Below are 20,989 nucleotides of genomic sequence, written 5' to 3'. Positions count from 1 at the left end.
CGATCAAATCGGGCAGGTCACGCCGGTGCCGCCAATGCCGCAATAGCCTTGCGGGTTTTTCGCCAGGTATTGCTGGTGGTACGCCTCGGCGAAATAGACCGTTGGCGCCTGGTCGATTTCAGTAGTGATGGTGCCCAGACCAGCCTTGTCCAGTTCAGCCTGGAACACTTGCTTGCTGGCCAGTGCCTCTTCCAGCTGCTCAGGCGAGGTGCAGTAGATCACCGAGCGGTACTGGGTGCCGACGTCGTTGCCTTGGCGCATGCCCTGGGTAGGGTTATGCAGCTCCCAGAACATTGCCAGCAATTGCTTGTAGCTCACGACCTCTGGTTCGTAGACCACCAGCACGACTTCGGTATGGCCGGTCAGGCCCGAGCAGACTTCTTCGTAGGTCGGGTTCGGCGTGTAGCCGCCGGCGTAGCCTGCAACGGTGCTGATCACGCCCTCGCGTTCCCAGAACTTGCGTTCTGCGCCCCAAAAGCAGCCCAGACCAAAAATCGCAAAGTCCACATTTTTCGTGAATGGGCCCAGTAGCGGCTCGCCGGTGACGTAGTGGGTTTCCGGCAGCTGTACGTGGGTGTCGCGGCCCGGCAGGGCTTGTTCTTTAGTGGGTAGCACGTTTTTATTCACCAGGATTTCCGAGCGCAAGACCATGTTTCAAGTCCTCTCAGTCAGAGTGTAGGAAGTCAGACCGTAGTGTGCCCTAGTGTTACAGCGCTGTCAGGCCAGGGGGCCACGGGGGTAGCGTTTGAGCTTTTCTATCAACTCGCTGCCGGGGATCGGGCGGTCGAACAGATAGCCCTGGCCCACATCACAGCGATGGCGGCGCAGGAATGCCAACTGTGCAGCGGTTTCGATGCCCTCGGCAACCACTTTGAGCTTGAGGTTGTGGGCCATGGCGATCACGGCAGAGGTGATCTCCATGTCGTTCTGGTTATCAGGGATGTCTTTGATAAAGCTGCGGTCGATCTTGATGATGTCGATCGGGAATTTTTTCAAGTAGCTGAGCGAAGAGTAGCCGGTGCCAAAATCGTCCATGGCCAGGGTCAGGCCGAGTTTTTTCAACTGGTCGAGCTGCAGGCGGGTGTCGTCGGTGGCTTCCAGCAACAATCCTTCGGTCAGTTCCAGCTCCAGCAGGGTGGCCGGTAGCCGCTCTTCCTTGAGGATGCTGGCAATCGATGCCACCAGATCCGGGTCCGAAAACTGCTTGGGCGAGACGTTGATTGCCACTTGCAGGTTGCCCAGCCCGGCCACGCTCAGTTGCTTGCTCATGCGGCAGGCCTGGCGGGCGACCCATTTGCCGATGGGGATAATCAGCCCGGTTTCTTCGGCCACGCTGATGAACTGGTCGGGGCGGATCATCCCGTTTTTGGGATGGTTCCAGCGCAGCAGGGCTTCCATGCCCAGAAGTCGCCCGGTGCGCAGGCAGAGCTTTGGCTGATAGAACACTTCGAGTTCGTTTTGCGTCAGGGCACGGCGCAGGTTGTTTTCGACAAATAGCTTGTAGCTGGCCTCGGCGTTCAGCGCTTCAGTAAACACCTGGACCTGATGCTTGCCGCAGGCTTTGGCCTTGTGCAGCGCGAGCCCTGCGTTGCGCATCAGGGTTTGCGGGTCGCGCCCGTGCAAGGGCGCGCAGGCAACGCCCACCGAGCCGGTGACGCTGATGAGCTGGTTGTCGACGAACATCGGCTTGTCGAGAGTCATCAGCAGTTGACTGGCAATTTGCTGTCCGCTTGCCAGGTCGGTGTCGTCGAGCAATACCGCGAATTCGTTACTGGCAAAGCGCGCCAGGCCGTCGCCGGGGCTCAGGCTGTTGCGCAGGCGGCGGGCCAGGCTGATCAGCAGCTTGTCGCCGGTCTGGTGGCCGAGGCTGTCATTGATGCGCTTGAAGTTGTCGATGTCCACCAGCAGCAGGCAGACCGGTGTGCTGCTGTTGCGGGCGAAACGCTCGTCGAGGTTGCGGATAAAGGCCGGGCGATTGCCCAGGTTGGTCAGGTTGTCGGTGTACGCCAGGCGCTCAATGCGTTGCTGGGCCAGTTTGGCATCGGTGATGTCTTCGTAAATGCCGATGTAGTGGGTCAGCTCCCGATTGTCGCCATACACCTTGGAAATCGACATCTGGCCCCAGTACGGCTCCAGATTTTTGCGCCGGCTTTTGAATTCGCCCTGCCAGCTATTGCCTTTGCTCAGGCTTGAGTGGGCATCAAAGAGTAACTCGCTGAGGTTTTCCAGCGCTGGCAGCTCTGACAGCTTGTGGCCCTGGACTTCCTCGGTGCTGTACTGGGTGATGGCTGTGAAACTGGCGTTCACGTACTCCACCACGCCGTTGCAGTTGACCAGCAAAAAGGCGTTGGCGCTTTGTTCCACTGCACGCTGGAACAGGTGCAGGGCGTTGGTGGCCGTGCGTCGTTTGTGGTTGTTGATGACCTGGGCAAACTGGTCGGCCAGCTCGCCGGCAAAGGCAATTTCGTCCGCCTGCCAGATACGGGTTTTGCCGATCTGTTCGAGACACAGAACGCCGACCACCTGACCATCGATACGGATACTGGCATCGAGCATTGCATTGACTTCGCGTCGACCCATGCTGGCGACCAGCTCACGGGTGCGCGGGTCGCGGCTGGCGTTCTGCGCGTCGATAGAGCGGCTGGTGTGCAGGGCTTCGAGGTAGTCGGGGAACAGGCTGACGTCGAAGACAGCCTGGGCAGTGTGGGTCTGGGTATCGCGCTGAAAGGCCGACACGGGCAGTAGCTGATTGGCCTCAAGGTTCCACAGGCTGGCTGCGTCGATCTGATAGATATCACAGGCGCTGCGGGTGATCAGCTCGGCGGCTTCTTGCAGTGAGTTGTGCTGGCTGTACCTGTGACGGGCCAGGCGCAGGATCAGGTCCTGCTGGGCCCGTCCGCGCTCCAGGTGCAGGAGCTGTTCTTGCTGGGTACGCTGGTTGAGCGCCAGGGCAATTTGCAGGCGGCTGTTCTGGGTTTCGAGCTCGGCCACCGGGGCAGGCAACGGGTTGGTCGCGATGTCTTCAATCACCAGGAGGTAGCCGCGCAACAGGTGACGGTTGTGCTGTTTGTAAGCCTCGCCCAGCTCCATCAGGTTTAGCGGTCCACGGGCCGTGTGCAGGGTGTAATGCACGACGTAGTGGGGGCTGGCCCGCAGCTGGTGCTCAATGGCATCGTGCAGGCGATAGCGCGCCTGGGGCTCCATCAAGCTGGCGTAGGGCGAGCCGATCAGCGCGCACAGCTCTGCTGCCGGTATGCCAAATTGGCGCTCGCAGTGCGGGTCGAGGTAGAGCAAGGCCCAACTGGCTTCGTTCAGCCGTTCGAAACGCAGCATGCCGAGCCGGGAAGGTACGGGGAGCTGGGTCACGACCTCGGCTGCCATACGCGGGGCAGCATCGGGCTGGCTTTTCATTGAGGCACTCGCTTCACAAATGCTGATTACGCACGGGCGGCCACTCTGTTCCTGTGGTTTGCAGCAAGGTTGCATCATGCTCACGGTGCTGACAAGTGAGCATAAAGGCTAAGTGCTATGAGGGTTTATCGGCCGGCCGGCAGATATCTACAGGCCGGATGACAAGGGATTTGAGCCTTTAATTTTTATGTCAGCGTAATGGTCGCTGACTCGATTACCCGGCCTTTGCGGTTATGGAAATCGACCTTGAGCTGCTGGCCGTCGATGGTCAGGCAGGCGAAGTTGTCCTCACTCACGACGCGGCTGATGAGCCGGGGTGAGTAAACACCTGTGCCGACCGTTGTCAGCGGGCGGTCGAAGATGAGGCTGCGGGCATTGGCATATGGCAATAGCCTGGTATTGCACAGTGGTGAAGACACGATGCTGTGCACCATGAGTTCCGGGCTTTTGCTGTGGGTCAGCTGGCAGGTGAGGGAGCCGTGAATATCGCCAGAGACGAACACCACGTTTTTGATGGCGTGGGAGCGAATGGTCTCCAGGATGCGATTGCGCTGCGCTGGGAATGCCTTCCAGCCGTCATCGCCCTGCTGTTGATCGGGCATGAACATGACGCTGCTGACGATGAATTTCACCTTGGCCGTGCTGTTGATCAGCCATTTGAGCAGTGCGTATTCCTGCTCGGTACCGATCATGCTTTTGGTGCTGTCGGACACTGTGCGTTCCGTGCGGCAGTCCATGACAAACCAGTCGATATCGCCATGGGCAAACGTGTACCAATAGCGGCGCAGATCGCGGTTTATGCGCCCGCCGGGCAGCAGGTCGTGGGCGGGGCCATGGCTGCATTGATAGATCTCGTAAGCGCTCATTGCATTGTTGTAGAGCCTTATGTCAGTTCTGCCCTGATTGGCCGGCCAGTTATCTTCAATTTCGTGGTCATCGAGAATCATGTAGGTCGGCGTGCCCGACATCAGATTGCGGATATGGGGTTGTGAAAGCGCCGCCTGGTATTTCTTGCTGATGGCGGCGAATTCGCGGTCTGGCAGCAGGACATTCAGGTCGTCGACATACACCTGGTCGCCGGTCATCACCACGGCATCCAGGGGGCGCTGGCGGTTCAGTGAGCCGATGGAGCCGAAGATTTCGTCCCCCAGTTCCGGTGCCGACGGTACACCTGCCGTGAGCCTGAGGTAGCGGCACGAGCCCACGACGTAGCGACGTATACGGTTGGGTTGGTCGGACGTGGTCTTGAAGGTGTAGAAGTACGATGGCCACTTGAGCGGGAGCTGTTTGACGGTTTCGGGTGTGTGGTCATGGCGGGTGGTGGAGAACCAGCCGGCCTGGTACTCGTAGCCGGTGTCGGCGCTTAGCCCGTTCAGGACCAGAGTGTCGGACATGTCGAACTCAGGGCTCAGCCTTGAATACACCCCCGAAGACCACTGGCTTTCGCCGACCTTTCGATGCCGGATACCGGCGAATACAGCGTTGTTTTTATCGGATGCGCCGCGCACAAAAATACGGGCGTGTTGTGCGGTGGTGAAGCCCACGATCGGTCCAACGGTCGGTCTGTTCACATCGAAATCCTTTCTGATGTAAGGCGCTATTTGTCGCGCGGTTAAAGTCCTTTGGTTAACCGTAGAGGTGCCTGGATGGCTGACCCACTCCCGGGCTCAGCGCGGGGTGTAGTACGGAAGAGGCGCGGGGTGTGGGACTTATAAAAATGCCCGGACCCACTGCGCCCTCAAGTGATCTCTGAATCGCAGGCAAAAAAAAGCCCCGCCAAATGGCGGGGTTGAGGTACGAGCGTGGCGCTCGGAAAACAGTGCGCTACCCCGGCCTTCGGTGAGGAAGGCCGGGGCGTGGCTTACAACAGGATAGTGCGGATGTCGCCCAGCAACTGGCTCAGACGCTGGGTGAAGCGTGCAGCGGCCGCGCCATTGATCACACGGTGATCGTAGGACAGCGACAGTGGCAACATCAGCTTTGGCTGGAAGGCTTTGCCGTCCCAGACTGGCTGGATGGTTGCCTTGGAAACGCCGAGGATCGCCACTTCCGGTGCGTTGACGATCGGCGTGAAGCCGGTGCCGCCAATGTGACCGAGGCTGGAAATGGTGAAGCAGGCGCCCTGCATGTCGTCTGCGGTGAGCTTCTTGTCGCGGGCCTTGGCAGCCAGTGCCGCGGCTTCAGCAGCCAGTTGCAGCAGGCTCTTCTGATCAACGTTCTTGATCACAGGGACCAGCAAACCATCCGGGGTGTCTACGGCGAAGCCGATGTTGACGTACTTCTTGCGGATGATCGCCTTGCCGCTTGGCGCCAGCGAGCTGTTGAAGTCCGGCATTTCCTTGAGCAGGTGCGCGCAGGACTTGAGCAGCAGAGGCAATACGGTCAGTTTCACACCGGCTTTTTCTGCGACGGCTTTTTGCGCGACGCGGAAAGCTTCCAGCTCGGTGATGTCAGCCTGGTCGAACTGGGTCACGTGCGGGATGTTCAGCCAGCTGCGGTGCAGGCTCGACGCGCCGATTTGCATCAGGCGGGTCATGGCCACTTCTTCAACTTCGCCGAAGCGGCTGAAGTCGACTACAGGGATCGGCGGAATGCCAGCACCACCGGTTGCACCGGCGGCTGGAGCTTCCTTGGCCTTCTGCATCATGGCTTTGACGTAAGCCTGCACGTCTTCTTTCAGAACACGGCCGTGCGGGCCGCTTGAGCTCACTGCGTTCAGCTCGACGCCGAACTCGCGGGCCAGTTGGCGCACGGCAGGGCCGGCGTGAACTTTGGCGCCCTTTGGCGCAGGCGCTGCGGCCGGGGCAGGGGCTGCCGGGGCTTTGGCGGCTGGCGCAGGGGCAGCAGCAGGTGCTTCAGCTTTGGCCGCAGCAGGAGCAGCAGCCTGGGCTGGAGCTGCAGGCGCAGCAGCGCCGGCAACCTTGAGCTTGAGGATGAAATCGCCAGTGCCGACTTCGTCGTCCAGCTTGACCGAAATGCTCTCAACCACACCGGCGGCTGGCGATGGAATTTCCATGCTGGCCTTGTCGGATTCGAGGGTGATCAAGGATTGATCAGCCTCAACGGTATCGCCGGCCTTGACCAGGATTTCGATGATTTTGGCTTTGCCCGACGAGCCGATATCCGGGACATGGATGTCCTGGATGGTGGCAGCGGCAGGTGCAGCCGGGGCGGCAGGGGCCTCGGCAACAGGGGCGTCAGCAGGTTTTTCAGCTGCGGCCGGAGCCGCTGCAGGGGCTGCAGCTTCAGGCGCCGTAGCGGCGCCCTCGGCTTCCAGTTCCAGCAGTTCGTCGCCTTCTTTCAAGCGGTCGCCCAGCTTGACCTTCAGGCTTTTGACGATACCGGCTTTAGGAGCAGGGATTTCCATGCTCGCCTTGTCCGATTCCAGCGTCAGGATGCTCTGATCGGCTTCGATACGGTCGCCGACTTTAACAAACAGCTCGATGACTTCACCGTCGCCGCTGCCGATGTCAGGTACTCGAATGAGTTCGCTCACAAATATTCTCCTCAGCAGTCCAGTGGGTTGCGTTTTTCCGGGTTGATGCCGAACTTGACGATTGCTTCTGCAACCACCTTGGGTTCGATATCGCCACGGTCAGCCAGTGCTTCCAGGGCTGCCAACACCACGAAGTGACGGTCTACTTCAAAGAAGTGACGCAGTTTTTTGCGGCTGTCGCTGCGGCCGAAACCGTCAGTGCCCAGCACTTTGAATTCCTTGACCGGTACCCACTGACGAATCTGTTCAGCGAACAGCTTCATGTAGTCGGTAGAAGCAATCACCGGACCTTTACGGCCAGTCAGGCACTCTTCAACGTAGCTCAGCTTAGGCTTCTGGCCCGGGTGCAGACGGTTGCTGCGCTCAACGGCCAGGCCGTCGCGACGCAGTTCGTTGAAGCTGGTAACGCTCCATACGTCAGCGCCGATGTTGAACTGTTCGCGCAGGATGATCGCCGCTTCACGGACTTCACGCAGGATGGTGCCGGAGCCCATCAGCTGAACGTGGTGTGCCGCTTCTTTGGTGTCTTCTTCGAGCAGGTACATCCCTTTGACGATGCCTTCCTCGACACCGGCCGGCATGGCTGGCTGCTGGTAAGACTCGTTCATCACGGTGATGTAGTAGAAGACGTCCTGTTGCTCTTCGGTCATCTTCTTCATGCCGTCCTGAATGATCACCGCCAGCTCATAGCCGTAGGTCGGATCAAAGGTGCGGCAGTTCGGGATGGTGCCGGCCAGGATGTGGCTGTGACCGTCTTCGTGCTGCAGGCCTTCACCGTTGAGCGTGGTGCGCCCGGCGGTGCCGCCGATCAGGAAGCCACGGGTGCGGCTGTCGCCAGCGGCCCAGGCCAGGTCGCCAATACGCTGGAAGCCGAACATCGAGTAGAAGATGTAGAACGGCAGCATCGGCTGGTTGTGGTTGGAGTACGAAGTACCGGCGGCGATGAAGGAACTCATGGCGCCTGCTTCGTTGATGCCTTCTTCGAGGATCTGACCTTTTTTGTCTTCGCGGTAGAACATTACCTGGTCTTTATCGACTGGCTCGTAGAGCTGGCCGACGGACGAGTAAATGCCCAGCTGGCGGAACATGCCTTCCATACCGAAGGTACGGGCTTCGTCCGGGATGATCGGAACGATGCGTTGACCGATTTCCTTGTCCTTGACCAGTTGCGCCAGGATGCGCACGAAAGCCATGGTGGTGGAAATTTCACGGTCGCCGGAACCGTCCAGGATGGACTTGAGGCTTTCCAGTGGCGGGGTCGGAATGCTCATGCTTTTTGCGCGGCGCTGAGGTACGAAACCGCCCAATGCAGTACGGCGTTCCATCAGGTAACGAGCTTCGGCGCTGCCTTCTTCAGGTTTGAAGAACGGCAGGTTTTCGATTTCGTCGTCTTTAACCGGAATGTCGAAACGATCGCGGAACAGCTTCAGGCTTTCGACGTCGACTTTCTTGGTGTTGTGCGCAGTGTTTTTCGCTTCGCCGGCACCGGTGCCATAACCCTTGATGGTCTTGGCCAGGATGACGGTTGGCTGGTCTTTGTGGTTGACCGCTTCGTGGTATGCCGCGTAGACCTTGTACGGGTCGTGGCCGCCACGGTTGAGTTTCCAGATCTCGTCATCGGACAGATCAGCAACCATCGCCTTGAGTTCCGGCGTGTTGAAGAAGTGTTCACGAACGAACGCGCCGTCTTTGGCTTTGTAGTTCTGGTACTCGCCGTCGATGACTTCGTCCATGCGACGTTGCAGGATGCCGTCGACGTCTTTTGCCAGCAGCGGGTCCCAGAAACGGCCCCAGATGACTTTGGTCACGTTCCAGTGAGCGCCGCGGAACACGCCTTCGAGTTCCTGGATGATCTTGCCGTTGCCGCGAACCGGGCCATCGAGGCGCTGCAGGTTGCAGTTGATGACGAAGATCAGGTTGTCGAGGTTTTCACGGCCAGCCAGGGAGATCGCGCCCAGGGATTCTGGTTCGTCGCACTCGCCGTCGCCCAGGAAACACCAGACTTTTTGCTTGCCGGCCGGAATGTAGCCACGGGCTTCCAGGTACTTCATGAAGCGTGCCTGGTAGATCGCCTGGATCGGGCCAAGGCCCATCGATACAGTCGGGAACTGCCAGAAATCAGGCATCAGCCAAGGGTGCGGGTAGGACGACAGGCCCTGACCGTCTACTTCCTGGCGGAAGTTGTTCATTTGCTCTTCGGTGATCCGGCCTTCCATGAACGCGCGGGCGTAAACGCCTGGCGAGGTGTGACCCTGGAAGTAGATCAGGTCGCCGCCGTGCTCGTCGGTCGGGGCCTGGAAGAAGTAGTTGAAGCCGATGTCATACAGGGTTGCGCTGGAAGCGAAGCTGGAGATATGACCGCCCAGGTCAGAATCTTTCAAGTTCGTGCGCATCACCATGGCCATGGCGTTCCAGCGAACCAGCGAGCGAATGCGGCGTTCCATGAACAGGTCGCCAGGCATGCGTGCTTCGTGGGTTACTGGAATCGTGTTGCGGTAAGGCGTGGTGATGGCATACGGCAGCTGCGAACCGGTGCGGGTAGCGAGCTCACCCATACGGGTCATCAGGTAGTGAGCGCGGTCTTCGCCTTCTTTGTCGAGAACCGATTCCAGGGCGTCCAGCCATTCCTGGGTTTCGACGGGATCGAGGTCTTGCATGGCTTGCTCCAGGGCGGATAGGCTTCCAGAATCGGTTGCCTGAGTTTGCGACTGGCCTTGTGGGCAGACGACATAAATTCTTGGATGGCCGGAGGTTGGTTCCAGCGGCGTGTAGTTTTACTACAAATCGTCGGCCATTTCAGCCTTTCGAGTGTGTGAGTCAGTAGTAAAACTACAGGAAAGGTCCTGATGGCCACCTGTTTGGTTGTGCGAAAAATCGATATTGTTGGTGCGTTTCACGATGTTAAGCCCTGAAAGCGCGGGCTGAATGCTAACCAAAATGATCTTCCAGCTATTTATAACCTTTGTTCGACAGTCGGATTAAACCGCTGTTTCTTCCTGTCACCGTACTCGGCAACACCTTCGCCGATCAAGGATAGACCATGAGCCTTCCGTCGCTTGCTCCAATTCCAGGCCTTTTACTGCCACTTGCCAACCGTGCCGAGCAGTCGTGGCGCACGGCAGTTGCGGGACTTGAGGGCGGGCACGGGCTTGACGACTGGTCGGCCGAACGCTGGTCGGCGTTCCATCGGGTCAGTGCGGCGAGCGACTTCTTTATTGAACAGTCGCTACGTGACCCTTTGATGTTGCTTGAACTGGTGCGCGCAGGCGAGCTGGATCGCAGCTTCGCCCCCGGCGAGCTGTGCAGGCAGGTGGCCGATGCCGTGCAGGCCGCCGCCACTGACGACGAGCTGGCCCGTGCATTGCGCCGCCAGCGTACCCGTCAGCAAGTGCGGATCATCTGGCGCGACCTCAACCGTCAGGCTGACTTGATCGAAACCTGCCGCGATCTGTCGGACATGGCCGATGCCAGCATCGATCAGGCCTATCGCTGGTTGTATCAGCGCCATTGCCAGCAGTTCGGCACGCCCACCGGGCACCGCAGCGGCGAGCCGCAGCAGATGGTGATTCTGGGCATGGGCAAGCTCGGTGCCGTGGAGCTGAACCTGTCTTCGGATATCGACTTGATCTTCGCCTACCCCGAAGGCGGCGAAACCGTGGGTGCCAAGCGTGCGCTGGATAACCAGGAATTCTTCATCCGTCTCGGCCAGCGCCTGATCAAGGCACTGGACCCGATGACCGTCGACGGTTTTGTGTTCCGCGTCGACATGCGCTTGCGCCCGTATGGCTCGTCCGGTGCGCTGGTGCTGAGCTTCAATGCGCTGGAACAGTATTACCAGGACCAGGGCCGCGACTGGGAACGTTACGCCATGATCAAGGCCCGTGTGGTGGCGGGCGATCAGGTGATGGGCGCGCAACTGCTCAGCCTGTTGCGCCCGTTCGTCTACCGGCGCTACCTCGATTTTTCGGCAATTGAAGCGCTGCGCACCATGAAGCAACTGATCCAGCAGGAAGTGCGGCGCAAAGGCATGGCCGACAACATCAAGCTGGGTGCGGGCGGAATTCGTGAAGTCGAGTTCATCGCCCAGGCGTTCCAGCTGATCCACGGCGGCCGTGACCTGAGCCTGCAGCAGCGGCCGCTGCTTAAAGTACTGACCACCCTGGAAGGCCAGGGCTACTTGCCGGAGGCGGTGGTCAGTGAACTGCGAGAAGGCTATGAGTTCTTGCGCTACACCGAGCACGCGATCCAGGCCATTGCAGACCGTCAGACCCAAATGCTGCCCGACACCGAACAGGATCAGGCGCGCATTGCATTCATGATGGGCTTTGACAGCTGGGCGGTGTTCCACGAGCAGTTGATGGTGTGGCGTGGCCGTATCGACTGGCATTTCCGTCAAGTCATCGCAGACCCGGATGAAGACGGGGACATCGACGAAGGCGAGCTGATCGTCGGCGGCGAGTGGCTGCCATTATGGGAAGAAGTTCAGGACGACGCGGCTGCTTGTGCCCAGCTGGAGGAAGCGGGGTTTATGGATGCGCCCAAAGCCTTGAAGCAGCTGGTGGGCCTGCGTTCCAGCCCCCAGCTGCGCGCCATGCAGCGTCTTGGGCGGGAGCGCCTGGATGCGTTTATCCCGCGTTTGCTGGCGCAAGCCGTTGAGCACGCCAACCCCGACCTGGTGCTGGAGCGGGTATTGCCGCTGGTGGAGGCGGTCGCCCGACGTTCTGCTTATTTAGTGTTGTTGACCGAAAACCCCGACGCGTTGCGTCGTTTACTGACGCTGTGTGCGGCCAGCCCCTGGATCGCCGAACAAATCACCCGCTTCCCGTTGCTGCTCGATGAGTTGCTCAACGAGCGTCGCCTGTTCAAGCCGCCACTGGCCCCGGAGCTGGCGGCCGAATTGCGCGAACGCCTGACGCGCATCCCCGAGGACGACCTTGAGCAGCAGATGGAGGCTTTGCGTAACTTCAAGCTGGCTCACCGCCTGCGGGTCGCTGCGTCCGAAATTGCCGGTAGCCTGCCTTTAATGAAGGTCAGCGATTACCTGACCTGGCTGGCCGAAGCAATCCTGGAACAAGTGCTGGCACTGGCCTGGCGCCAGACGGTGGCCAAGTACGGCACCCCGCAACGTTCGGACGGCAGCCTGTGTGATCCGGGCTTCATTATTGTCGGCTACGGCAAGGTCGGCGGAATCGAGCTGGGGCACGGCTCGGATCTGGACCTGGTGTTTATCCACGATGGCGACCCGAACGCCGAAACCGATGGGGCCAAACCCATCGACGGTGCGCAGTTTTTCACCCGGCTGGGCCAGCGCATCATCCATTTGCTGACGGCCCAGACCAACTCCGGGCAGCTCTATGACGTCGATATGCGCTTGCGTCCGTCAGGCGCGTCGGGGTTGCTGGTGAGCTCGCTGGGTGCGTTCGAGCGTTATCAGGAAAGCGAAGCCTGGACCTGGGAGCACCAGGCGCTGGTGCGGGCCCGGGTGCTGGTGGGTTGCAAGCAGGTAGGCGCGGCGTTTGAGAGCGTGCGCGCCAGCGTATTGGGCCGCGCGCGTGACCTGCCCACCTTGCGTCAGGAAGTGAGCGAAATGCGGGCCAAGATGCGTGACAACCTGGGTACCCGTATCACCGCCGCCGGCACTGCCGAAAATGCCTGCGAGGCCACGGTGCCGTTCGACCTCAAGCAGGACGCCGGAGGTATCGTCGATATTGAATTTATGGTGCAATACGCGGCTCTGGCATGGTCCAGGGAACACCCGGCGTTACTGCGCTACACCGACAATATCCGCATTCTGGAAGGGCTGGAGGAGGTCGGGCTGATGCCCGCCACCGATGCCAGCCTGTTGCGCGAGGCTTACAAGGCCTTTCGCGCCGTCGCCCACCGGCAAGCCTTGCAGAAGGAAGCCGGGGTGGTCACGGGGGATCAATTCGTGGTCGAACGTCAACACGTACGGCGCATTTGGTCTGAGCTAGGATTGAGCTAGTTTTTTAGCTTATACACAGAATTAGAGCTGTAAGAACGTATCCGGCGGGTCCATAAGGCCCGTCCAATTTGCCTGAAGCTTCAGAGCGCAGGTGCTGGATTCTTTGAGGAGCGTAATGATGTCGATGGCTGATCGTGATGGTGTGATCTGGTATGACGGCAAGCTGGTGCCGTGGCGCGATGCGACCACCCACGTGCTGACCCATACCCTGCACTACGGCATGGGCGTGTTTGAAGGTGTGCGCGCTTACGAAACCCCGCAGGGCGCGGCGATTTTCCGCTTGCAGGCGCACACTGACCGCCTGTTCGATTCGGCCCACATCATGGGCATGAAGATCCCGTTCAGCAAAGACGAAATCAACGAAGCGACCCGCCTCGCGGTGCGTGAAAACAACCTCGACAGCGCCTACATTCGTCCGATGGTGTTCTACGGATCGGAAGCCATGGGCCTGCGCGCCACTGGCCTCAAGGTCCACGTGATCATCGCGCCATGGAGCTGGGGTGCCTACATGGGCGCCGAAGCGCTGGAAGTCGGGATCAAGGTGCGCACCAGCTCCTTTACCCGTCACCACGTGAACATTTCCATGACCCGGGCCAAGGCCAACGGTCACTACATCAACTCGATGCTGGCCCTGCAGGAAGCGATTTCCGGTGGTGCCGACGAAGCGCTGTTGCTGGACCCGGAAGGTTTTGTCGCTGAAGGCTCGGGCGAAAACGTATTCCTGGTCAAGGATGGCGTGATTTACACCCCGGACGTAACGGCCTGCCTGAACGGCATCACCCGCAGCACGATCCTGACCCTGGCCACTGAGCTTGGGTACAAGTTTGTTGAAAAACGCATCACCCGCGACGAGGTCTATATCGCCGACGAAGCGTTCTTTACCGGCACTGCCGCTGAAGTGACGCCGATTCGCGAAGTCGACGGGCGTCATATCGGTATCGGCCGTCGTGGCCCGATCACCGAAAAACTGCAGAAGGCTTACTTTGACCTGGTGACCGGCAAGACTACGGACCACCCAGAGTGGCGTACACTGGTCAAATAAAGCGATATGGCATCACAGCAGGGAGGCGAATGCCTCCCTTGCTTGTTTATGGAAACTTATGAATATTTTGATCGTTGGGCCCAGCTGGGTCGGTGACATGGTGATGGCGCAGACACTGTTCCAGTGCCTCAAGCAGCGCCACCCGCAGTGCGAAATCGATGTGCTGGCCCCCGAGTGGAGCCGGCCCATCCTTGAGCGCATGCCTGAAGTTCGCAAGGCCTTGAGCTTTCCGCTCGGCCACGGCGCGCTCGAACTGGCCACGCGACGCAAGATCGGCAAGTCCCTCAAGGGCCAATACGATCAGGCAATTTTGCTGCCCAACTCGCTAAAATCGGCCCTTGTGCCGTTTTTTGCGGGTATCGCGAAACGTACCGGCTGGCTTGGCGAGTTCCGCTACGGCCTGCTTAACGACGTGCGCAAGCTCGATAAAGAACGCTACCCGTTGATGATCGAGCGCTTTATGGCCCTGGCCTATGAGCCGGGGGCTGACTTGCCCAGGCCGTACCCGCGACCTGATTTGCAGATTGACCCGCAATGCCGCGATGCGGCGCTGACCAAGTTCGGCCTGGCGCTGGACCGTCCGGTGCTGGCGCTGTGCCCGGGTGCCGAGTTTGGCGAGTCCAAGCGCTGGCCGTCCGAGCATTACGCCAAAGTCGCCGAGCAAAAGATCCGCGAAGGCTGGCAGGTGTGGTTGTTCGGCTCCAAGAACGATCACGCAGTGGGCGAAGACATCCGCTCGCGGCTGATCCCGGGGCTGCGCGAAGAGTCGGTCAACCTCAGCGGCGAGACTTCGCTGGCTGAAGCTATCGACCTGTTGTCGTGTGCCGACGCCGTGGTGTCCAACGATTCGGGGCTGATGCACGTGGCTGCCGCGCTGAACCGCCCGCTGGTGGCGGTGTATGGCTCCACGTCGCCGGGCTTTACCCCGCCTTTGGCCGAGAAGGTCGAGATCGTGCGTCTGGGGCTCGAATGCAGCCCGTGTTTTGACCGCACCTGCCGCTTTGGTCACTACAACTGCCTGCGTGAACTGATGCCGCAGCCGGTGATAGAAGCCTTGCAGCGTTTGCAGGGCTCACCGGTCGAGGTCCACTAAGTGCGTGTTCTGTTGGTCAAAACCTCATCCCTTGGGGATGTGATCCATGCCTTGCCCGCGTTGACCGATGCGGCGCGGGCGATTCCGGGGATCACCTTTGACTGGGTCGTGGAAGAAGGCTTTGCCGAAATTCCGACCTGGCACCCGGCGGTGGGCAAAGTCATTCCGGTGGCGATTCGCCGCTGGCGCAAAAACATCTGGGAAACCATCAAGAGCGGTGAGTGGCGACGCTTCAAGCAAAGCCTGCGCGCCGAGAAATACGATCTGGTGATCGACGCTCAAGGCCTGGTCAAAAGCGCCTGGCTGACCCGCTACGTGAAAGCCCCGGTGGCCGGTCTTGATAAGGACTCGGCCCGGGAACCCCTGGCCAGCCGCTTTTATCAGCGACGCCTGGCCGTGGCCCGCGGGCAGCACGCGGTCGAGCGTTTGCGCCAGCTTTTTGCGGTGGCGCTGGGTTACGACCTGCCCAAAGGGCTGGGCGATTACGGCCTCGACGTTGAGCGCCTGATTGAATTGCCGCGCAAGAAGCCCTACATACTGTTCTTGCACGGCACCACCTGGGACACCAAGCACTGGCCCGAAGTGTACTGGCGCGACCTGGCCCTGCGCATGGGGCACATGGGTGTTGAAGTGCGCTTGCCGTGGGGCAACCCGGCGGAGAAAGCCCGCGCTGAACGCATCGCCAGCGGCCTGAACAACGCTGTGGTACTGCCCAAACTGAACCTGGCGGGCGTTGCCAAAGTACTGGCCAGCGCCAGCGCCTGCGTAGCGGTCGATACCGGGCTGGGGCATTTGGCGGCTGCACTGGATGTGCCGACCATCTCCCTGTTCGGCCCCACCAACCCGGGGCTCACCGGTGCCTATGGCAAGGTGCAAATCCACCTGGCCAGCGATTTCCCGTGCGCGCCGTGCCTGCAGAAAAAATGCACCTACACTCCGACTGCACAGGACCAGCAGCGGTTTGATCTGAAAAACGAGTGGCCGTTGTGCTTCACCCGTTTGAACCCTGAGCGTGTCGCGAGTCGATTAAGCACGTTGTTACTGGCTGAGGATCTGCGCTGATGCAACTGGCTTTTGTGCTGTACAAATATTTCCCGTTTGGCGGGCTGCAACGCGATTTCATGCGCATTGCGCTGGAATGTCAGAAACGCGGGCACCAGATCCGTGTGTACACGATGATCTGGGAAGGCGATATTCCGCCGGGTTTTGAAGTGCTGGTGGCGCCGGTCAAGGCGTTCTTCAATCACACCCGCAATGAAAAGATGCTCGCCTGGATGCAGGCCGACCTGGCTAAACGCCCGGTGGACCGCCTGATCGGCTTCAACAAAATGCCGGGTCTGGACGTGTACTACGCAGCCGACGGCTGCTTTGAAGACAAGGCACAGAACCTGCGCCACTCGATGTACCGCTTCTTCAAGCGCTACAAGCACTTTGCCGAGTACGAGCGGGCCGTGTTCGACAAGAACGCCAAGACTGAAATCCTGATGATTTCCGAAGTCCAGCAGCCTCTGTTCATCAAGCATTACCACACCCCGTTGCAGCGTTTTCATCTGCTGCCGCCGGGTATTGCGCTGGACCGTCGTGCACCGGCCAATGCGGCCGGGATTCGGGCCGAGTTTCGCCACGAGTTCAAGCTGGCAGACGACGACCTGCTGCTGGTGCAGATTGGTTCCGGGTTCAAGACCAAGGGCGTGGATCGCAGCCTTAAAGCCCTGGCGGCCTTGCCTGCCGAGCTTAAAAAGCGCACTAAATTATTTGTCATTGGTCAGGACGACCCTAAAGTCTTTCAATTGCAGAGCGCCACACTGGGGCTGGGCGATCACGTGCAGTTCCTCAAGGGCCGCAGTGATATCCCGCGTTTCCTGTTGGGCGCCGACTTGTTGATTCACCCGGCCTACAACGAAAACACCGGCACCGTGCTGCTTGAAGCGCTGGTCGCTGGCTTGCCGGTGCTGGTGAGCGCTGTTTGCGGTTACGCCCACTACATTAGCGATGCCGATTGCGGCCGGGTACTGGACGAGCCGTTCGAGCAGGCGCAACTCAATGAATACCTGACACACATGTTGTCCGACGATGCTGCGCGCGCGGCCTGGAGCCAAAATGGCCTGGCCTACGCACAGACGGCCGACCTCTACAGCATGCCGCAGCACGCTGCGGATGTGATTCTGGCGGAGCAACACTGATGAAACTGATTCTTGCCGAACCGTTCAAGAGCTTGTGGGCGGGACGCGATGCGTTCACCGAAGTCGAGCGCCTGGAAGGCGAGGTTTACCGTGAGCTGGACGGCCGACGTACCTTGCGTACCGAAGTCGACGGGCACGGTTTTTTCGTGAAAGTCCACCGTGGCATTGGCTGGGGTGAAGTGTTCAAAAACCTGCTGACGGCCAAGCTGCCGGTACTCGGCGCAGGCCAGGAATGGCGGGCGATCGAGCGTTTGCGCGAAGTCGGCGTACCCACCATGACCGCTGTTGCTTACGGCGAAAAGGGCAGCAATCCGGCCGCGCAGCACTCGTTCATCATCACCGAAGAGCTGGCGCCGACCGTCAGCCTTGAAGACTTCAGCCTCAACTGGGTCAAGCAGCCGCCGCCGCCAAAACTCAAGCATGCGCTGATCGCCGAAGTGGCGCGCATGACCGGCATGATGCACCGCGCCGGGGTCAACCATCGCGACTGCTACATCTGCCACTTTTTGCTGCACACCGACAAACCGGTTACGGCCGGGGATTTGCGCCTGTCCGTCATCGACCTGCATCGTGCGCAAGTCCGAACGGTCATCAGCAAACGCTGGCGCAACAAGGATCTGGCTGCACTGTACTTTTCGGCACTGGATATCGGCCTTACGCAACGGGACAAACTGCGTTTCCTGCGCGGTTACTTCCAGATGCCGCTGCGCCAGATCCTGCGCGAAGAAGCCCGCCTGCTGGCGTGGCTGGAAGGCAAGGCGAGCAAACTCTACGAACGCAAACTGCGTTATGGGGATGCACTGTAATGGCGGGTTGGAATCTGGAACCTTCTTACAGTGCTCTCGCTTCTGATTTTGGCAGCCTGGAGGCCGTGTTTGCCCTGCAGGGCGAGCACCTGACCCGCGACCCCTTGTCTGAAGTGATTCGTGTCGAGCGTGATGGCGTCAATTACTACGTCAAGCGTTACACCGGTGCGGGCAAGGGCTTGCGTCGCTACCTGGGCCGCCCGCGGGTCAAGTCCGAATGGCAGAACCTCAAGCGTTTCGCCAAATGGGGCATCCCCACGGCCGAGGTTGTGGCCTGGGGTCTTGAGCGCAGTGGCTTTGCCTACTCCCGTGGCGCCATGATCACCCGCGAGCTGCCCAATACCCGAGATTTGTCGGACCTTGCGGACAACCACGATCCGTTACTCAAGGACCGTGCCTGGGTCGATTGCATCAGCCGCCAGCTGGCGCGCTATACCAAGACCATGCACGGCCATCGCTTCACCCATAACGACCTGAAGTGGCGCAATCTGCTGGTCGATCATCAACCCAAGCTGTTTTTGATCGACTGTCCCAACGGCGATTTCTGGCGCGGGTTCTGGCTCAAGTACCGCATCACCAAAGACCTGGCGTGCCTGGACAAAGTGGCCAAGTACCATTTGTCCTACACCCAGCGCTTGCGCTTCTATATCCAATACACCGGGCGCAACAAGCTCAATGCGGCGGACAAGGAACGAGTCCGTCATATCGTGCGTTTTTTTGAGGGCCGGGAATGATTGATTTTGTAGCCGACGCGGACCGGGCTTTGCTTGAGCGCAACGGACTGGCTGATTTCGACGCGTTGTGGGCCGTGCAACTGGAAGCGGTGGACGAGCCCAACACCAGCGGTGGCGGCTGGAGCAGCGTGTTTCGCATGGATCTGGAAGGCCAGGGCTTTTACCTCAAGCGCCAGAGCAACTACCTGACCCGTACCCTGCACAGCCCGCTGGGCGAACCGAGTTTTGCCCGCGAGTTTCGTAATATTCAGCGCTACCGGCAGATGGGCATCCCCGCGCTGGAGGCCGTGTTTTTTGGTGAGCGCAAGGTCCCGGGCGAACGTCGGGCGATCCTGATGACGCGTGCGCTGGACGGCTGGAATGACCTCGACTCGCTGCTGGAGCAATGGTCGCAGTTGAGCGATGAGCAGCAGCAAGCGATTTTGCAGGCCTGCGGCCAACTGGCTCGGCGCCTGCACGGGGTGCGCCAGGTGCACGGCTGTTTCTACCCCAAGCACATTTTCTTGCAGCCCGATGGCGCGGGCTATCGGGCCCAGCTGATCGACCTGGAGAAAACCCGGCCATTGCTGCTGGGCCAGCGTGACCGGGTCAAGGATATCGAACCGTTGCTTCGCCGGGCCCATGTCTGGACTGAAGCCGATGTGCGAGCCTTGCTCGCGGCGTATCTGGACCAACCGGCAGGCAGCGGCCTGGTGGATGCATGGTTCAAGCGTCTGAATGTGCGTCGCAGTCACAAGGAGACCCGCTGATGCGTTTGTCCGAACTGCAAAAAGCCGGGCGGGCGCCGGGCTTGCCCATCAGTCTGGAACTGGCCGACGCGGCCGGGCCCGCGCAGTTGCAATTGCTGACCTTGTTGCGCGTGTTGCCCGGCCAGCGTTATGTCGGTGCCGGCGTGTGGCGCGGGCGACCGGTGCTGACCAAGTTGTTGGTGGGCAGCAAGGCGGCCCGCAACTTCGAACGCGAACTGACCGGTGTGCGGCTGTTGGCCGGGCAGGGCCTGACCACGCCGCTATTGCTGGCCGATGGTTTGCAGGAAGGCGAGGGCGGCTGGTTGTTGTTCGAGTTTCTGGAAGACGCCCAGAGCCTGGATCAGGCCTGGAAAGCAGTTCAGGGCTTGCCGGTGCTGGCTGACGAGCAACAAGCGGTCCTGGCCGAGGCGCTGACCGCTATTGGCCAGATGCACCTCAAGGGCTTGTGGCAAGCAGACTTGCACCTGGATAACCTGCTGCGCCACAACGGTCAGTTGTACTTGATCGACGGCGCGGGCATTTGTGCCGAAGAGGCGGGCAAGCCGCTGTCCCGGCAAAAAGTGCTGGAAAACCTCGGGGTGTTTTTCGCTCAGTTGCCCAAGACCCTTGAGCCGTTTATCGAAGAGCTGCTGGTGCATTACCTGTTGAGCAACGGCGAACACGCCTTGCCGCTGGAAGCGCTGCTCAGGCAGGTCGAGAAGGTTCGCGCCTGGCGCCTGAATGACTACCTGACCAAAGTCGGCCGCGATTGCACGCTGTTCAGCGTTCAGAGTGGCGCCTTCGCCTTGCGTGCGATTCGCCGCGAAGAAGAGGCCGCAATGCTGCCGGTGCTGGCCAATGCCGATGCGCTGCTCGACCAGAGCCATCTGTATAAAACCGGTGGTGCAGCCAGTGTCGGCAAAGTCGAAGTGGCGGGCCGCACATTGGTGGTCAAGCGCTACAACATCAAAGGTTTTGCCCATTGGCTCAAACGCTTTTGGCGCCCGAGCCGGGCCTGGCATTCGTGGCGTGAAGGCAACCGTCTGGCGTTCCTCGGCATTGCTACGCCCAAGCCGCTGGCACTGCTGGAAACCCGGTTTTTATGGCTGCGCGGCAAAGCGTATCTGGTGACCGAGTATCTGCCGGGGCCGGACATCATCGAGCGCTTTGCGCCCTATGTTGAGCAAGGTGACGCGCCGGAATCCGAATTGCAGGCGCTGGATCAGTTATTTGCCGACTTGATCCGCGAGCGCATCAGCCACGGTGACCTCAAGGGTCATAACGTGTTCTGGGATGAGGGGCGCTGGGCGCTGATCGATCTGGACTCCATGTGCCAGCACGCCAGCCTGAAGAGTTTCGCCACCGCGTATGCCCGTGACCGTGCACGCTTTATGCGCAACTGGCCGGTGGGCAGTGCGTTGTATCAAGTGATAGATGGGCGGTTGCCCAAAGACCTTGGCTAAGACTCTGTGGGAGCGGGCTTGCTCGCGATGCAAGCGCTGCGGCCTGTCAG

General features: G+C 60.1%; 14 protein-coding genes. 9 read left to right on the top strand and 5 right to left on the bottom strand.

Annotated elements, in window-relative coordinates; all coding sequences use genetic code 11:
* Window positions 1–3: 3 nt before the first annotated feature.
* From msrA to aceE, 5 genes are all read right to left on the bottom strand, one after another.
* Window positions 4–651, bottom strand: a complete 648-nt coding sequence (msrA, locus tag ACZRMS_RS00845) for a peptide-methionine (S)-S-oxide reductase MsrA (RefSeq protein WP_463993707.1) — start codon at window positions 649–651, stop codon at window positions 4–6.
* Between the two features lie 66 nt (window positions 652–717).
* Window positions 718–3,411: a sensor domain-containing phosphodiesterase gene (locus tag ACZRMS_RS00840; protein WP_463993706.1), complete on the bottom strand. Its 2,694-nt coding sequence runs from the start codon at window positions 3,409–3,411 to the stop codon at window positions 718–720.
* Between the two features lie 185 nt (window positions 3,412–3,596).
* Window positions 3,597–4,982: an alkaline phosphatase D family protein gene (locus tag ACZRMS_RS00835; RefSeq protein WP_463993705.1), complete on the bottom strand. Its 1,386-nt coding sequence runs from the start codon at window positions 4,980–4,982 to the stop codon at window positions 3,597–3,599.
* 290 nt (window positions 4,983–5,272) lie between these two features.
* Entirely contained in the window at window positions 5,273–6,907 is a 1,635-nt protein-coding gene (aceF, locus tag ACZRMS_RS00830; RefSeq protein ID WP_463993704.1) for a dihydrolipoyllysine-residue acetyltransferase, read from the bottom strand.
* Between the two features lie 11 nt (window positions 6,908–6,918).
* Window positions 6,919–9,564, bottom strand: coding sequence for a pyruvate dehydrogenase (acetyl-transferring), homodimeric type (aceE, locus tag ACZRMS_RS00825; protein ID WP_463993703.1), 2,646 nt, complete (start codon window positions 9,562–9,564; stop codon window positions 6,919–6,921).
* Between the two features lie 383 nt (window positions 9,565–9,947).
* On the opposite strand from aceE, the gene glnE reads away from it, so the two are divergent.
* The 9 genes from glnE (at window position 9,948) to ACZRMS_RS00780 (ending at window position 20,939) form a co-directional block, all read left to right on the top strand.
* Window positions 9,948–12,890 carry a bifunctional [glutamate--ammonia ligase]-adenylyl-L-tyrosine phosphorylase/[glutamate--ammonia-ligase] adenylyltransferase gene (gene glnE, locus ACZRMS_RS00820; protein WP_463993702.1) on the top strand — a complete coding sequence of 981 codons (2,943 nt, stop codon included), beginning with the start codon at window positions 9,948–9,950 and terminating at the stop codon, window positions 12,888–12,890.
* Between the two features lie 118 nt (window positions 12,891–13,008).
* A complete protein-coding gene (locus ACZRMS_RS00815; protein ID WP_048360382.1) occupies window positions 13,009–13,932 on the top strand; it encodes a branched-chain amino acid transaminase in 924 nt (307 codons plus the stop codon).
* 58 nt (window positions 13,933–13,990) lie between these two features.
* Window positions 13,991–15,025, top strand: coding sequence for a lipopolysaccharide heptosyltransferase II (waaF, locus tag ACZRMS_RS00810; protein ID WP_463993701.1), 1,035 nt, complete (start codon window positions 13,991–13,993; stop codon window positions 15,023–15,025).
* Window positions 15,026–16,087, top strand: coding sequence for a lipopolysaccharide heptosyltransferase I (gene waaC, locus ACZRMS_RS00805; protein WP_463993700.1), 1,062 nt, complete (start codon window positions 15,026–15,028; stop codon window positions 16,085–16,087). It abuts the gene before it with no gap.
* Window positions 16,087–17,208 (top strand): glycosyltransferase family 4 protein, encoded by a 1,122-nt coding sequence (locus ACZRMS_RS00800; RefSeq protein ID WP_463993699.1) that lies wholly within the window; start codon window positions 16,087–16,089, stop codon window positions 17,206–17,208. Before waaC ends, ACZRMS_RS00800 begins: the two co-directional genes overlap by 1 nt.
* Window positions 17,208–18,014, top strand: coding sequence for a lipopolysaccharide core heptose(I) kinase RfaP (rfaP, locus tag ACZRMS_RS00795; protein ID WP_463993698.1), 807 nt, complete (start codon window positions 17,208–17,210; stop codon window positions 18,012–18,014). The genes ACZRMS_RS00800 and rfaP overlap by 1 nt, the downstream gene beginning before the upstream one ends.
* On the top strand, window positions 18,014–18,748 hold the full coding sequence (locus tag ACZRMS_RS00790) for a lipopolysaccharide kinase InaA family protein (protein WP_463993697.1): 735 nt from the start codon (window positions 18,014–18,016) through the stop codon (window positions 18,746–18,748). The genes rfaP and ACZRMS_RS00790 overlap by 1 nt, the downstream gene beginning before the upstream one ends.
* Entirely contained in the window at window positions 18,745–19,497 is a 753-nt protein-coding gene (locus tag ACZRMS_RS00785; protein ID WP_463993696.1) for a lipopolysaccharide kinase InaA family protein, read from the top strand. The genes ACZRMS_RS00790 and ACZRMS_RS00785 overlap by 4 nt, the downstream gene beginning before the upstream one ends.
* The gene (locus ACZRMS_RS00780) at window positions 19,497–20,939 is read left to right on the top strand and encodes a lipopolysaccharide kinase InaA family protein (protein ID WP_463993695.1); all 1,443 of its coding nucleotides are present in this window, start codon (window positions 19,497–19,499) and stop codon (window positions 20,937–20,939) included. Before ACZRMS_RS00785 ends, ACZRMS_RS00780 begins: the two co-directional genes overlap by 1 nt.
* The last annotated feature ends 50 nt before the right edge of the window (window positions 20,940–20,989 follow it).

Source organism: Pseudomonas sp. B424, from assembly GCF_055408345.1.
Note: the sequence above shows the minus strand (reverse complement) of the source record. Positions and strands in the feature narration are given on the sequence as shown.